The sequence below is a fragment of the Pseudomonas sp. MF08875 genome, assembly GCF_059862525.1.
The window spans coordinates 84847-99301 of sequence record NZ_JCBCUW010000011.1; the positions used below are offsets into that span (position 1 = coordinate 84847).

Here is a 14455-nt window from a genome sequence, read left to right on the forward strand (position 1 = left end):
AGGCTGCAATCAATTCGAGAGGCGCGGCAGGATCAGATCCTTGAGATCGGTCAACTTGCCGTGAAAAAAGTGCCCGCATTCTGCCACTTTCACGAGGGAATGGGGGCGCTGCAGGGCGGCGGACCAGTCATAGACCAACTGCGGCTCGACGACTTCATCGGCGTCGGGCTGGATCAGGGTCAGCTCACCCTTGAGCGGCAACGGGTCGTTGGGGCCCAGGCGCATGACTGCGGGAGCGATCATGAACAAGTGCTTGAGCGTCTCGCCCGTGGCCTCCAGGCGCCCGCCGAGGCTGGCCGCGACAAAGCCGCCGAACGAGAAACCCATCAAAGTCAGGGGCAGTTCGGGGTGCTTGGCCCGCAGCCACTGGACGGCGGCCCAGGCGTCATCGACTTCGCCGCTGCCCATGTCGTGGCTGCCTTCGCTGCCGCCCACGCCTCGGTAGTTGAAGCGCAGGGTAATCAAACCGGCGTCGCGGGCGGTGCGCTGCAAGGTCGATACGACCTTATTGAGCATGGTGCCGCCCTGCACCGGGTTGGGATGGCAAATCAGGGCCAGGCCTCGGGGGGCCTCGTTGTCCAGGTACAAGGCTTCCAGACGACCCACGGGGCCATCAATCACTACGGGGGTTTCACGCATCAGCAAGGAAGGAACTCCGTGACCTCGAATCGGGTCGACTCGTCTAGCAAATTGTCTGTGCCAATCTATTGCGAGCTAATCGCGGTATACAGCGCAGGTTCGAGCCGTTAACGTAAAGCAAAGCCGTTTATAGAGGAAGGACTCGTGGAACACTCGCTCTTAGTTTGGTTGTTGCCGACTCTTGCCCTGGTTGCCGGTGTCGCTATTGGATTTCTGGTCGCTCGCCTGCTGCCCAATGCGGCGCCTAACCGCACGCAGCGTCAGCTGGACGACATCCAGGAACGTTTTGACAGTTATCAGAATGAAGTGGTGACCCACTTCAACAGCACCGCGACCCTGGTCAAGAAACTCACTCAGAGTTACCAGGAGGTGCAAGACCACCTCGCCGAGGGCGCCAACCGCCTGGCCCTGGACGAACTGACCCGCCAACGCCTGCTGGCTGCCCTGCACGCCGACGCGAGCCAGGCACCGCGCGAGCGCCTGACGCCGCCACGGGACCAGGAACCACCACGGGACTACGCCCCGAAAACCCCCAACGCACCGGGGATGCTGGACGAGCACTACGGCCTGAAAAAATAATCAGGTCACAAGCGACATAAAAAAGCCCGCCCGATCAATGATCGGGCGGGCTTTTTCGTAGCAGCCGTTTATTTAGTACTGCTGATATTGCTGGCCCTGAGGTTGCTGGTACTGCTGGCCTGGGATCGCCTTGAGATTGACCTCGACCCGTCGGTTCTGCGCACGGCCATTCACATCGCCATTGCTCGCAATTGGATTATCCGGGCCAGCACCGCGCGCCGACAGGTTGGCACCGCTGACACCTTGCGATGTCAGGTAAGTCGCCACGCTCTGCGCCCGGCGCTGGGACAGGTCCATGTTGTGCTGACGGCTACCGGTGCTGTCGGTGTAGCCCACGATCTCGATCTGGTTCTGGCTGAATTCCTTGAGCGAGTTCGCCAGATTATTCAGAGGTTGGTAGAAGCTGGGGGCGATGTTCGCCGAATCGGTCGCGAACGTGATGTTGCCCGGCATAATCAGCTTGATTTGATCGCCTTGGCGCTGCACTTCCACACCGGTGTTGGCCATGCTGGCGCGCAGCTTCTTCTCCTGCTGGTCGGCATAGTAGCCGTAGCCCGCGGCCGAAGCCCCGACCACCGCAGCGCCAATCAATGCGCCCTTGCCACGGTTGTTGTGGTCGATTGCCGCGCCCGCCAGGGCACCGGCCAATGCACCGAGGCCACCGTACTTGGCAGTCTTGCTCATACCCGTGGAACCGTCGGCCTGCCCCTGGCCACCATCATAGGGATTGGGTGAGGCGCAGCCGGACAACAAGGCCACAGCCGTTGCGACAATAATCAAACGACGCGAGGTCAACATGGAAAGCTCCTACTTTTTTTCATTCTGTGGTGCAACGGACCTTGGCATGGACCTGTGCAGGCGTTGGAACACGGCAATCGGCAAAAATTCCGCGCCACCCCAGCACTCAGGCTCGTACGAAAGGGTTTTCACGCATTTCATCGCCCAGGTGAGTGTCAGGGCCATGCCCGGTGACCACCGTCGCCTCCTCGTCCAGGGTGTATAGGCGCTGCTTGATCGAGCGCACGAGGGTGGCTTGGTCACCGCCCCACAGGTCCGTCCGCCCGACGCCACGACGAAACAGGGTGTCACCGGCAATCAACAGCTTAGCCTCAGAAAACCAAAAGCTCATGGAACCGGGCGTATGTCCCGGCGTATGCAACGCCACGCCGCAGCCGCAAGCCAATTCTTCGTCATCGGCCAACCAGCGGTCCGGCGACGGTACCGGCACGTAAGGCACGCCAAACATCCCACACTGCATCTCCAGGTTGTCCCAGAGGAACTGGTCTTGCTTATGTAGGTGCAACGTCGCGCCGGTCTTCTCCTTCAACTGGCCAGAGGCCAGGAAGTGGTCGAGGTGGGCATGGGTGTGAATGATGCTGACGACCTTGAGCCCCAGTGCATCGAGCCGCGCCAGAATCAACTCGTGATTACCCCCCGGATCGACGACTATCGCTTTCTTGGTCACGGGGTCGCCAATGATCGTGCAGTTGCACTGCAACGGGCCGACAGGAAAGGTTTCGCGGATGAGTTGGGGCTTTGCTGCGTGCATGGGGACTCCTGTAAGATTTGCGGCACATTCTAGACACCCTCCGGTAGCCAATGACAATCACTAATGATGCAACGCGAAGTCATGGCTACACTGCCGGCCCACGCTGGAATGGTCGGTCCCATTGATTGAAACATCCGCGCCAAACAGATGTTCGTACCTGGCGTCATTGCAAGGAATGCAAAAGCCGCGTGCCCGCTCGCATCATAACGGCTTATCAAAGTCCTGCTGCGTTGCACTGGCAGTAAGTAATGGACCTAACCAGATAATGGATTTTGCATGATTCTTACAGGTAACTTTTTCCTGCGCTTCGCATTGATGATATTGACACTGGGATTCATTACCCACATCGTCGGAATCCCCCTGATTACGGATGGCAGTAAACATACGACACTGTCCAATGCCGGGCTTTTTATTCCCGCATTGATTCTGTGCCTGTTCGACGTTCAGCTACGCAAGAAAATCTTCAGCACGGCCTACTTGCCTGTTATTTCAATGCTGCTGTTTACAATCGTCATTGCAGGCATAAACAGCCATTCGGAAAACTCGGCCTTCTCCCAATTCAAGACCTCCCTCTATGTGCTCTTGTACCTGGCAACTGTCGCCATCTTGGCCAGGGAGAACCGGCTGACGATGTGTTTGAACGTATCGTTCTTCATTGCTGGCATTCTTGCAATCGCCAGCCTGGTGGTGCAATCGATCGCACAAGAAAAAAACATCTTCCTGGGCAATTACCGTTTATTCAGCCTGGGATATGAAAAGTATGCCGACTTCCAGAACCCGATCATCGCCGCCCTGTATTACGGTTTTTTCGGGGTATATGGTTTTCATCAATTAATGACAGGTAAGCACAGCCGAGTAACGTCTACCCTGATCGCTGTCTGCCTATGTGGCTTATCGCTCTACCTGTATTGCACCCTTTCTCGTGGCGTCTGGCTGGGTTATGGCCTGGCCATCCTGACGACGGCGCTGCTTCATCACAACAGGCACTCTAGAAAATGGCTGCTCCTGGCAGCAGGGCTGGCGGGTTTACTTGCCATCTGGCTGTGGCCTGTTTTGTTCAGCCGTGGCCTGAGCCTCAGGGACATCATTTGGGGGCAGTGGTTTGACCGTATCAAAGAGTTCTGGCTGATCGGTGCAGGGGCGGGCCGCAAGTTTGAGATCTGCATCGCGCAAAATCATTGTTTCAATCAGGCTCACAACCTGTTCCTGCAGTTCTTCTATGAGTACGGAATCATCGGTTTAACCTTGCTACTGAGCATGCTCATACTTGCGTTCAAACGTTCACTGATTCGCTCTTATTGGTCAACGCCACTAGGGGGTGTGGGTTTGTCTCTTTTGATATTTGCCACCACCACTGCACTGTTCGACTATCACACCGTCATGAACAGGCCAGGTGTTTACTGGCTGGTATTCTGGTTACCCATAGGCCTGGTTCTTTCACAACCCAGCCCTACCCCTGCACAAACCCAAGGAAAAATTCATGCTGGCTGATATTTTCCGGGTAGCCAAACGTTATTGGCATATCGAAATCATTGGCAGCCTGGACAAACCGTTCAAGTGGAAGCGAATTATCCAGAAGTGCCGCAGAAACAATAGATATCGCTATATCTTCTGGTATCGCCTGGCCTACGCCATGAATAAAAGCGACAGTAAGTTCTGGCGACGCCGCGCCAAGTTGCTCAATGAAAAAACCAGCCGCACGTTCAATGTGGAAATCATGATGGGCGCCGAAGTGGGTGAAGGCCTGTGGATCGCCCACCCCACTGGCATTGTCATCACCTCCCACGCGAAGATCGGGAAGAACTTCAAGATCTGGCAAAACTGCACCATCGGCATCAAGGGGCAACAGGACGATATCAGGCTCGTTATCGGTGACGGCGTCAGGGTGCATGCCCACGCGTGCATTATTTCCGACGACCTTGAACTCGGTGATAACGCGGTAGTAGGCGCCGGCACCTTCCTCAACAAAAGCGTGCCGGCCGGGCATGTCGTGTTCAATCCTGCCCCGCAGGTTATCCGCGAATACGACGCTGCCGCGATGGGGCGGTTGCAGCAGTAGTTTGCTACCCCAGCACCCCTAACTCCTTGGCCCGGGCCACTGCCTGGGTGCGGCGTTCGACCCCTAGCTTGCTGTTGATGTGGCTGGCATGGGTTTTCACCGTGTGCAGGGAGATGAACAGTTGGTCGCTGATTTCCTGGTTCGAGCAACCCTGGGCGATCAGTTGCAGCACCGCCAGTTCGCGAGTGCTCAGGTGTTCGGCCTGGTAGCTCGGCTCCGGGTCGCGCGCCTCGGGTGCGGGCAGGCGCTCGGCCAGGCTGTGGAACAGCGGGCCTTGGCCACAGGATTGCAATTGTGCCCGCAGCCAGTCTGGATGCTCGGCGATCAGCCACTGGAAAGGTTGCAAGGCCCCGCCGGACGCCATCTCAAAAGCCTCGATCAGCGCCTCGCTAGCCTGGGCTTCGCGGTTACTCCCCAATAGCAGCGCGACTTTCTGGTTCAACGCCATCACGCACAGCATCTGCCGCCCGCTCTGCTGGCCGTGCTCGATCAATTTATCCAGGCGTTGCAGCGCTGCCGCCTCACGTCCCAGGATGACATCGAGCAATGCCTGCTCAAGTTCGATATGCAGCGGCAGTTGCGGGTGGAACTCGGGCGGCGCCGCAGCGTTGACGCCGTTATAGGTTTGCCCCAGGCGAGCCAGCCAGGCTTCGGCCAGGTCCGTACGGCCCTGGGCCAGCCACAGTTCGCATTTGACCAGGGTAATCATCGCCAGGTAGTAGATGGGCGGTACATCCCAGATGTGCATCAACCGCTCCGCCTCCGCCAACTCGGCAAAAGCCTTGGCGAAGTCACCCTGTTGGCCTTCGAGGCGGGCGATGGAGCAGTGGCCAATCAACACGCTGATATCGCGGCACGCCCGTGCTTCGACCAACCCAGCCTGCAACCTTGCCAATCCAGCCTCGGGTTGCAGGCGCAGGGTCAACAAAAAACCTTCGTACAGCGTCAAACGGGCACGCACGGCGTACAAGCGTTGAGGCGAGAGCCCTTGTAAACGCTGCAAGCCCTCATGCACTTCATCGAGAGAACGCAGAATTTCCCCGCGCGCCTGCAGGACTCGCGCACGGTCGTAATGGGCCAAAGCTTCAAACAGCGGATTTCCTACGCGCTGGGCCAGTTCCAGGGACTCGCGGTTCAACCGGCGGGCACGCCACAGGTCGGCGTCGGTGATCGCCAGGTTCGACAGGGTGGAAAGGCACATCAGCCGCTGCCCATAGCGCTTTTGCGGCAAGCTTTCCAGGGCTTCGGTGCAATAGAGCTGAGTCAACTCCCGATTACCGCGCCCTCGGGCGATGATCCCGCTCAGGGCCAGCCATTGCGCCAGCATGGATTTCTGCGCAGTAGCCGAGGGTGCGGGCAGGAAACGGCTCAAGTGGCTGGCCAACTCCTCGGCGGCATCGAGCTGGCAAGCCAGCCCCAGCGCCCAGCTGTAGAGCACGATCAAGCGTGGCGTGCTGATGAGCAGGCTGTCGGGCAAGTCCATTTTCCAGCGCAGGAGCATGCCGACGTTCTGTTCGGCCAGCAGTTGCTCTTCGGACAAGTTTTGTACCAGGTTCGCCGCCACATCCAGGTGCCCGGCGCGCAACGCCTGCTCCACCGCCTCGTCCAGCAAGCCCTGGGCATTGAACCAACGGCAAGCGCGCAAGTGCAGGCTGGCCGCTGGCAGCACGGCATTGGCCGTGGGGCGGCTGCGCAGCAGATCGGAAAACAAGTGGTGATAACGGTACCAGTGCCCCTGCTCGTCCAGCGGCACGAGGAATACCTGGTGCGCTTGCAGGTAACGCAGGATCTCGGCGCTGTCGTGGGCCTCGCGGATCGCGTCGCACAGCTCGCTGCAAAAACGCTCCTGGGGCGCCGTGTCGTAAAGGAAGGACTGCACTTCCGGGGGCAGGCAATCGATCACTTCTTCGAGTAAATAGTCGCGAATCAGCCCCTCGCCACCGTGCAAGGCCTGGGGCAACGCACCGTCGTTACCGGCCTCGGAAACGGCCAGCAACCAGAAACGCAAACCGGCCACCCAGCCTTCACTGCGCAGGATCAGGCTTTCCAGGGCCTCGCCACACAGGGAACTGCTGTGGCGATCAAGCAAGGCCAGGGATTCGTCGTGGGTCAGGCGCAGGTCCTGCTCGCTGAGTTCCAAGAGCTGGCGCGAGAGGCGCAACCGCGCCAGATGCCAATCCGGGCGCTGGCGGCTGGTCACCAGCACTCGCATGCCTTCGGGCAGGTGGTTGAAGAAAAACTGCAAGCAGCGGTCGAGCACCGGGCCTTGGGCCAGGTGATAGTCGTCGAGCACCAGCAACAGGGGGTTGCCGGGCGAGAGGTGGTCACTCAGTTCATCCAGCAGGCCGTCGAGCCATTCTTCAAAAGCGAAGGGTTGATGGCGCTGGCGCATTTTCAGCAGGCCCAAGGCCTGGCGCCCCATGTGCGGAAAATACTGCTGCAAGCCATCGAGCAAGCGTTCGAGAAAGCGCCCGGGGTCGCTGTCCCGCGGGCTCAGCCCCAGCCACAGGCTCCGCCAGTTCTGCGCCAGGCTCTGGCAGAACTCGACGGCCAGGGAGCTTTTACCGAACCCGGCCGGCGCGCTGACCAACAGCAAACGCCCGCTCAAGCCGGCACTCAGGCGCTCGCACAAACGAGGCCGAAGCACATAGCCGTCGGGCAAAGGTGGTCGGTAAAAGCGCCCTTCCATGGCGGGAACCGCAGCACTGGAAGGCCCGGGTATGCGGGACAGGTCAGTCATAGCCAACTCTTATTAATGTGCTGTTGTCGGCATTGCAGATGTCCGCAGACTAGCGGTAAAGACCGTCGGTTTGAAGATGTTTGCTACAAATGAATACAAAAAGCCCGAAACACAAATTCTCTTGATAGCGCTCAAAAGCTGATATTGCCGCTCAGGACTTTTATCGCGCCCATAAAAAACGCCCCGAACCAGTCGGGGCGTGCAGAGGATGCGGCCTCTGTTTACACGGGTCTAGCGAACACCGGCCTGACGCAATGCGGCAGGGGTGAAGTCGTTCTTGGTGGCCGTGAAACCGAAGTCGTAAGCCTTTTTCTCTTCGTTTTTCATGCCCAGCGCCATGTAGCGACCCGATTGCAGGTCATACAGGGTTTCCACTGCGTACCAAGGCACTTGCACGTTGTAGTAGCTCTCGGCATGGGCTTCACCCACACGCCACAGTTGGCCACGGCCATCGTAGTGATCGATGACGGCTGCTTGCCAGGTGTCTTCGTCGATGTAGAAGTCACGCTTGGCGTAGATATGGCGCATGCCGGACTTCAAAGTGCCGACCACGTGCCATACACGGCGCAGTTCATAACGGGTCAGGTCCTGGTTGATGTGCCCGGCCTTGACGATGTCGCTGTACTTGAGGCTCGGCGAATCCAGCTTGTAGCTGTTGGCCGCGATGTACATCTCTTTCTTGCCTTCGAGCTTCCAGTCGTAACGGTCCGGTGCACCGTTGAACATGTCCAGGTTGTCGGAGGTACGCAGGCCGTCGGCGGCGGTACCCGGGCCGTCATAGGACACTTGCGGGGCACGGCGCACGCGGCGCTGGCCGGCGTTGTAGACCCACGCCGAACGCGGTTCCTTAACCTGGTCGAGGGTCTCGTGCACCAGCAGCACACCACCGGCCAGACGTGCCGGAGCGGCGACTTCCTGCTTGAAGTAGAACAGGATGTTGCCAGGGTTGGCCGGATCGAAATCCTTCATTTTTTCACGGAACACGAACTGTTCCTTGAGTTGCACCAGGCTGTAGGAACCGTTCGCCTGGGGGGTGGCCTGGTTCACGGTACGCGCCACGCTGCCGCCGCGATAACGGGTGATGTGGTTCCAGATCACTTCCACGCCGCTTTTCGGAATCGGGAATGGAATGGCGTTTTCGAAATTTTCCAGGCCGTTGCCGCCCGCCACCAGGTTGGTGTTGGTGGCGTTCTTCTTGATGGACGCGAAGATCTCATCCGGCACTGTGGCCCCGCGATGGGTCGGGTAGACCGGCAGGCGGTAGGTTTCCGGGTAGCGCTTAATCATCGCGTACTGGCCCGGAGCGAGTTTGTCTTTGTACTGCTCGACGTTCTTGGCATCGATGGTAAACAGCGGCTTGTCGGAGCCGAACGGGTCGGCCAGGAAGCCGCCGCCGTCAACTGCACCGGCGTTCTTGGCCAGGGGCTTCCAGGCTGGAATCGAGCCATCGGCGTTGCCGCCCATTTCGGCGCCCATCGGCGTCAGGCTTTTGCCCAACTTGTCCGCTTCGGCTGCCGGGACCGCTGCCATCACGCTGGTGGCCAGCATCGTCAGCCCCAGTACACCGACATGCAACAGACTTTTGGTTATTTTCATAAGTGCGTTCGTCCTGAAAATGCAGTGCTTAGAAGTTCATGCCAAAGCTGAGTGCCACGAAGTCGCGGTCATCAACGGTGGTGTACTTGCCATCAAAGAAGTTGGTGTAACCCAGGCTCGCGGTGTAGGTGTTCTGGTACTCGGCATCCACGCCGAGGCTAACAGCCTTGCGGCCTTCCTCGAAGTTGCCGCCAGGGCCAGGGGAGTAACCGCTGACGTCATGGGACCAAGCCACGTTTGGCTTGAGGTTCACACCGGCGAACACGTCGTTGTATTCCCAGATGGCACGACCGCGGTAACCCCAGGAGGTCGACGTAGTGAAGCCGTCGTCGTTGCAGTTGCGGGTGGCGTTGTTGTTCGCGGTGCCTGGGCCTGCACCGGCGATGGTGCGCCCGTTGAGGTACTCGCACGTGCCATTGGGCAATTCGCCCGGGCCGTAGACCGGATCACGCCCGTAACGCACTTTGGAGGTGCTTTCCAGCCCGCCCACGTAGGTCACGCCGACTTCGCCCACCAATGTCAGACGGCTGGCGCCCATGACCTGGTCGAAGAAGTGGGTGAAGGTGGTTTGCAGTTGGGTGATTTCCTTGCGGCGGTAGCCGTGCAGGTCCTGGCCAGGCTGGCCGTTGAGCAGCGAGGCATGCTCGAGCGGGCCGCCCAAGGGACGCACGCCGTTGAACAGGATGTCGGTGGAATTCAACTGCACCGGCGCGTTGGGACGGTAGCTGATCTCACCCTGCCACGCCGTGCCGGTAGGCAGGGTGGTGGAGAAGCTCAAGCCGTAGAGGCGGATGTCTTCTGGGTACTCGACGAAGTACTTGGAGTTACCCGCAACCAACAATGGCGCCAATGCCGCAAATGGGCCTGGCAGGCCTTGGGCCAGGGTGTAGATCGACTGCGGCGCCGCGGTGGCGCTGAAGATCGGCGCACGGCTGTGGTAGTTCATCGCGTAGAAACCGAACTCGGTGTCCAGCGGTGCGTAGTTGTACTTGAACGACACGCCCCACTGGCCGCTGTCGCGGGCATCGCGGTCGCCGCCACGGGCCACCAGCACGCCTTCTTCGTTGACGTCCACGCCAAACTGGGCCAATGGCCCCAGGGCGATGGCCGGGATCTGCGAACGCTTGTTCAACACCCGCAGGTTGTCGCCGCAACCGTCGGCGATGATGTCGGGCTGGGAGAAGAAGGTGCCGCAGTTATCGACGACGGTCTGGTCCCATTCGAGTTGGTAGAAGGCTTCGGCCGAGAGGTTCTCGGTCAGGCTCTGGGAGACGTAGAACATGTTGACCGGGATCAGGCCTTCCTTGACCTCGGCACCCGGGCGACGGAATGCGGACACATCGATCGGGTTGATGGAGTTGATGCCGCCGCCGATGAAGGTACTTTCACCCCAGCTCACCACCTGCTTGCCCAAGCGCACGGAACCCGGCTGATCGGCAATGGCGTAGTTGTGGTAGATGAAGGCGTCGAGGATCTGCCCGCCGGAGGACTTGGCGCCTTCCTTGCGGTTTTCGTCGCTGATATCCTTGAACAGACGGCTTTCGTCCTTAAGCTCAAAGTCGTACCAGTATTTGCCCCGCACAAACACACCGGTGTCGCCGTACTTCAGTTCAAGGTCGTGAATGCCTTTGAAGATTTTCGAGAAGGTCTCGCCGCTCTTGAAGTTGGCGTGGCCGTCATCGGAGGTCTGGGACAGGCCATGGCCGCCGTTGTTGACACCAATCAGGTTCTTGTTCGGACTCTGGGTTGACCAACTGGCCCCCACCGACAGGGACGAATCGAACTGACCTTCGATTTCACCGATGTTGAAACTGACGCCGAATGCAGGCCCGGCGAGCGTAGAGGCGAGACTGACCGCCAGGGGCAATTTCGCCCGGCGCCAGAACTGGTTTGCTGATGTCATCGACGCTACTCCATGTGCTTTATTGTTATGGCAGTGAGCACTTTTAAAAACGCTCTGAGTGACGGGAGCCAGGTCGTCCCGTAGTCAATCAGAGTTGCGCCGCCCCCAATGGTGTGCGGTTGCTGCGTCCTTAAAAATCCTTGAGCGGACTATAGCCAGCAGGTAGTACTGCTTGATCCCTCTAAAGTGTGATTTGCAGTTGCCAACCACTCTGGAACAGTCCTTTGCCGGGTGCGGCCCCTGCCGACCGGGGAAGAATGGCTGAAAAATCCGATTTGACAAGCCAAGCGCTTGCTTGGTGGGGCTGCCGTGCCCGCGCGGGCACGGCAAACTGGTTCAAAGCGTGGACAAAAAGGTCGCGTTGTTGGCCTGCCACTCGGTGATGTAGAGGCGGATGCGCTTCTTGTCGAGTTTGCCGACACTGGTCTTGGGAATTTCGGTAACAAGGGCGATCTGGCTGGGGATCGCCCACTTGCTCAGGTGTCCCAGTTCAACGAACGGCTTGAGGTGCTCCTTGAGCTCGCGCGCCCCGATCACGTGCCCTTCGCGGATCACCAGCAAGGCAAACGGGCGCTCGCCCCACTGCGGGTCGGGAATGCCCACCACTGCTACTTCGCGTACCGCCGGGTGGCGGCTGACCAGGTCTTCCAGGGCCAGGGACGACACCCACTCGCCGCCGGTCTTGATAACGTCTTTGATCCGGTCGCGGATGTCGATCACCCCCATGTGGTCAAGGGTCGCCACGTCGCCGGTGTGCAGCCAGCCGCCGGCCCACAACTGCGCACCTTTTTGCGGTTCGCGGAAGTAGCCTTCGGTCAGCCACGGCGAGCGCAGCACCAGTTCGCCCTGGGATTCACCGTCCGCGGGCAGGAAGTTGCCGTCGTCGTCGATGATTGCCGCTTCCACCAACGGCACCGGCACCCCGGCCTTGATCCGGTAGGTGATGCGCTCATCGTCGGTGCCGGCCATCAACTCGTCATTGAGGTGCGCACACGACACCAGCGGCCCCGTCTCGGACATGCCGTAGGCGGCGGTCAACTGGATGTTCTTGGCCTTGCAGGCTTCGTACAGCGCGCGGTTGAGGGAGCTGCCGCCGATGACGATCTTCCAACCGGCAAAGTCGATGTCCTGGGCCGCCTTGGCGTTGAGCACCATTTGCATGATGGTCGGCACGCAGTGGGAGAAGGTCACCTTCTCGCGGCGCCACAGCTCCACCAGGTATTCAGGGTCGTAGCGCCCCGGGTAGACCTGCTTGAGGCCCAGCATGGTGGCCACGTACGGCAAGCCCCAAGCGTGCACGTGGAACATCGGGGTGATGGGCATGTACACATCGTTGGTGCCCAGCAGCCGCACGCTGTCGACGCTGCCCATGACCGTCGCCACGCCCAGGGTGTGCAGCACCAGTTGGCGGTGGGTGAAATACACCCCTTTGGGGTTACCGGTGGTACCGGTGGTGTAGAAGGTGGTCGCCACCGAGTTCTCGTCGAAGTCGACGAAGTTGTACTGGGGGCTGGCGGCGGCCAGCAATTGCTCGTATTCGCCCACCAGGTTCGGCAGGTCGGCGGTTTTCTGCTCCACATCACTGAGCAACAGGGTGGCCTGCACGGTGGTCAATTGCCCGGCGATGCCCTGGTAGAGGCCCACGAATTCATGGTTGACCAACACCAACTTATCGTCGGCGTGGTTCATGGTGTAGAGAATCTGCTCAGGTGACAGGCGCACGTTGATGGTGTGGATCACTGCGCCGATCATCGGGATGGCAAACATACATTCCAGGTAGCGATGGCTGTCCCAGTCCATCACGGCCACGGTGTCACCGGCCTTGACGCCAGCGGCGGTGAGCACGTTGGCCAGCCGTGCGACGCGCTCAAGGAGGGTCGGGTAGCTGTAGCGCACCTGGTCGCGGTAAACGATCTCGCGGGTCTTCTCGTAACGGCTGCCGGACATCAGCAGCCGCTTAATCAGCAGCGGATATTGGTAGGCGCCTTCTGCGGGCGGGATAACGCGAGTCTGCAACATAAGAATCCCTTTTCTGACTGCACGGTCTTGGCTGAAAGCCAGCACTCTAGAGACCCTTGCAGCCCGCTAAATCAGCCAAAGGAATGATTTGCCACAGCGTCAAATACTAGCTTTAAGCCACCACCCACAGAAAACGCCGCGCCCGTCGTCAGGCCATTTGCCCCACAGCCGCTTCAGACGGCGTACGTGGGAATGCCAGCGCGGCCAGGAAGGTCAACGCCGCAAAAGCCGCAAGAATCAGGTAAAGCCCTACAAAGCCATGGCGCGGTTCGACAAAAGAAATCAGCGGAATCGCCGTCGCACTGGCGCCGAACGACAGGCAGTAACGCAACGCGAACACCCGCGACTGCCACTGCGGTGCCACGAAGTTGGCCACCATCGCGTCATTCACCGTGACCTGGCCGAACACCACGAACATCAGCGCCCCACCCAGGACGATCACCGCCCAGCCATCGACATAGCCCAAGGCGAACAACAGCGGCGCCTGGAGCAGGGTCAGGAGGACAAAGGGCCACTTCAGGCTCAAACGATGCAGCACCCGGCCGATGCTCAGCTGCGCCACCGCGCCAAAGGCGTAGGCCAGGCTGACAACGACGCCCAAGGTTTGCGGCGAGGCGAAGACATCGTGCAAACGCTCCTGGAACAGCTTGGGGTAGGTCATGGTGGTGGCATTGAACACCACCCCACCCGTGGCGGTGGCCAGGGCCAGCACGGTGAACACCATGACCATGGAAATCCGCTGCCCGGCCGCGCCCTTGAGCGGCGTGTGCGGGCGCACCGGGTTCGGTTCCTCACGCACCTGCCAGGCAAAGCCCAGGCCCAACGCGATAGCGATCACCCCCGGTACGATAAACGCCGAGCGCCAGCCAAAATTCGCCACCAACAGCCCAGTCACCAGCGCCGAAAACGCCACACCCAGGTTGCCCCACATGCCGTTGATGCCGATTTCCCGCCCGCGGTTTTGCGCATAGCCCACCAGCATCGCCGTGCCCACCGGGTGATAAATCGCCGCGAACACGCCCATCAGCGTCAGGCCCGCCACCAGCATGGGCGCCCCGCTGCTGAGCCCGGTGAAGATCGACGACGCACCGATGCCGAAGAAAAACAGCAGCATCATCTGCCGCCGGCTCCAGTGGTCACCCAGCCAACCGGCCGGTAGCGAACAGGCACCAAAGGCAATGAAGCCGCCCAGGGACAGGCCGATCATCGCGCCATAGTCCAGGCCGAACACCTGGGTCATGCCCAATACGGCGGCGGGAAAAATCAACATGAACATGTGATCGATCACATGGGCTGCGTTGAGGTAGCGGATTACGTTTCGAGGTTCGTTCATCGCTGCACGCTTTTTTGTTGGAGTCGAAACGTCATGCT

At 59.8% G+C, this 14455-nt stretch carries 11 protein-coding genes; 3 read left to right on the forward strand and 8 right to left on the reverse strand.

All coding sequences use genetic code 11. The annotated features are described in order from the left end of the window. Positions 1–9: 9 nt before the first annotated feature. Positions 10–639: an alpha/beta hydrolase gene (locus tag AC19YT_RS08690; RefSeq protein ID WP_095107005.1), complete on the reverse strand. Its 630-nt coding sequence runs from the start codon at positions 637–639 to the stop codon at positions 10–12. Between the two features lie 144 nt (positions 640–783). On the opposite strand from AC19YT_RS08690, the gene AC19YT_RS08695 reads away from it, so the two are divergent. After that, complete coding sequence (locus AC19YT_RS08695) at positions 784–1218, forward strand: Z-ring associated ZapG family protein (protein WP_095106039.1); 435 nt, start codon at positions 784–786, stop codon at positions 1216–1218. A gap of 72 nt (positions 1219–1290) precedes the next feature. Here AC19YT_RS08695 and AC19YT_RS08700 read toward each other — a convergent pair whose 3' ends face one another. Continuing rightward, positions 1291–2016, reverse strand: a complete 726-nt coding sequence (locus AC19YT_RS08700; protein ID WP_095106037.1) for a YiaD family glycine zipper/OmpA-like lipoprotein — start codon at positions 2014–2016, stop codon at positions 1291–1293. A gap of 106 nt (positions 2017–2122) precedes the next feature. Then, entirely contained in the window at positions 2123–2767 is a 645-nt protein-coding gene (locus AC19YT_RS08705) for an MBL fold metallo-hydrolase (protein WP_095106036.1), read from the reverse strand. Positions 2768–3043: 276 nt separating this feature from the next. Here AC19YT_RS08705 and AC19YT_RS08710 point away from each other — a divergent pair, with 276 nt between their 5' ends. Together AC19YT_RS08710 and AC19YT_RS08715 are read left to right on the forward strand one after the other, a co-directional pair. Beyond that, positions 3044–4258 (forward strand): O-antigen ligase family protein, encoded by a 1215-nt coding sequence (locus AC19YT_RS08710; protein WP_500610107.1) that lies wholly within the window; start codon positions 3044–3046, stop codon positions 4256–4258. After that, positions 4248–4826: a serine acetyltransferase gene (locus AC19YT_RS08715; RefSeq protein ID WP_500610108.1), complete on the forward strand. Its 579-nt coding sequence runs from the start codon at positions 4248–4250 to the stop codon at positions 4824–4826. Before AC19YT_RS08710 ends, AC19YT_RS08715 begins: the two co-directional genes overlap by 11 nt. 4 nt (positions 4827–4830) lie before the next feature. Here AC19YT_RS08715 and AC19YT_RS08720 read toward each other — a convergent pair whose 3' ends face one another. From AC19YT_RS08720 to AC19YT_RS08740, 5 genes are all read right to left on the reverse strand, one after another. After that, entirely contained in the window at positions 4831–7566 is a 2736-nt protein-coding gene (locus AC19YT_RS08720; RefSeq protein WP_095106033.1) for a winged helix-turn-helix domain-containing protein, read from the reverse strand. Positions 7567–7797: 231 nt separating this feature from the next. Then, entirely contained in the window at positions 7798–9162 is a 1365-nt protein-coding gene (locus AC19YT_RS08725) for a DUF1329 domain-containing protein (protein ID WP_095106026.1), read from the reverse strand. A 28-nt stretch (positions 9163–9190) separates the two neighbouring features. Continuing rightward, positions 9191–11065, reverse strand: coding sequence for a DUF1302 domain-containing protein (locus tag AC19YT_RS08730; RefSeq protein ID WP_095106025.1), 1875 nt, complete (start codon positions 11063–11065; stop codon positions 9191–9193). Between the two features lie 336 nt (positions 11066–11401). Next, entirely contained in the window at positions 11402–13084 is a 1683-nt protein-coding gene (locus AC19YT_RS08735; RefSeq protein ID WP_500599661.1) for a fatty acid--CoA ligase, read from the reverse strand. 148 nt (positions 13085–13232) lie between these two features. Continuing rightward, a complete protein-coding gene (locus AC19YT_RS08740; protein ID WP_500610109.1) occupies positions 13233–14417 on the reverse strand; it encodes an MFS transporter in 1185 nt (394 codons plus the stop codon). Positions 14418–14455 lie beyond the last annotated feature (38 nt).

Excerpts from the sequence above, each read along its gene's own strand:
- AC19YT_RS08700 (WP_095106037.1), bottom strand. The coding sequence starts at position 2,016 with ATGTTGACCTCGCGTCGTTTGATTATTGTCGCAACGGCTGTGGCCTTG.
- AC19YT_RS08740 (WP_500610109.1), bottom strand. The coding sequence starts at position 14,417 with ATGAACGAACCTCGAAACGTAATCCGCTACCTCAACGCAGCCCATGTG.
- AC19YT_RS08690 (WP_095107005.1), bottom strand. The coding sequence starts at position 639 with ATGCGTGAAACCCCCGTAGTGATTGATGGCCCCGTGGGTCGTCTGGAA.
- AC19YT_RS08735 (WP_500599661.1), bottom strand. The coding sequence starts at position 13,084 with ATGTTGCAGACTCGCGTTATCCCGCCCGCAGAAGGCGCCTACCAATAT.
- AC19YT_RS08725 (WP_095106026.1), bottom strand. The coding sequence starts at position 9,162 with ATGAAAATAACCAAAAGTCTGTTGCATGTCGGTGTACTGGGGCTGACG.
- AC19YT_RS08730 (WP_095106025.1), bottom strand. The coding sequence starts at position 11,065 with ATGACATCAGCAAACCAGTTCTGGCGCCGGGCGAAATTGCCCCTGGCG.
- AC19YT_RS08715 (WP_500610108.1), top strand. The coding sequence starts at position 4,248 with ATGCTGGCTGATATTTTCCGGGTAGCCAAACGTTATTGGCATATCGAA.
- AC19YT_RS08720 (WP_095106033.1), bottom strand. The coding sequence starts at position 7,566 with ATGACTGACCTGTCCCGCATACCCGGGCCTTCCAGTGCTGCGGTTCCC.
- AC19YT_RS08710 (WP_500610107.1), top strand. The coding sequence starts at position 3,044 with ATGATTCTTACAGGTAACTTTTTCCTGCGCTTCGCATTGATGATATTG.
- AC19YT_RS08705 (WP_095106036.1), bottom strand. The coding sequence starts at position 2,767 with ATGCACGCAGCAAAGCCCCAACTCATCCGCGAAACCTTTCCTGTCGGC.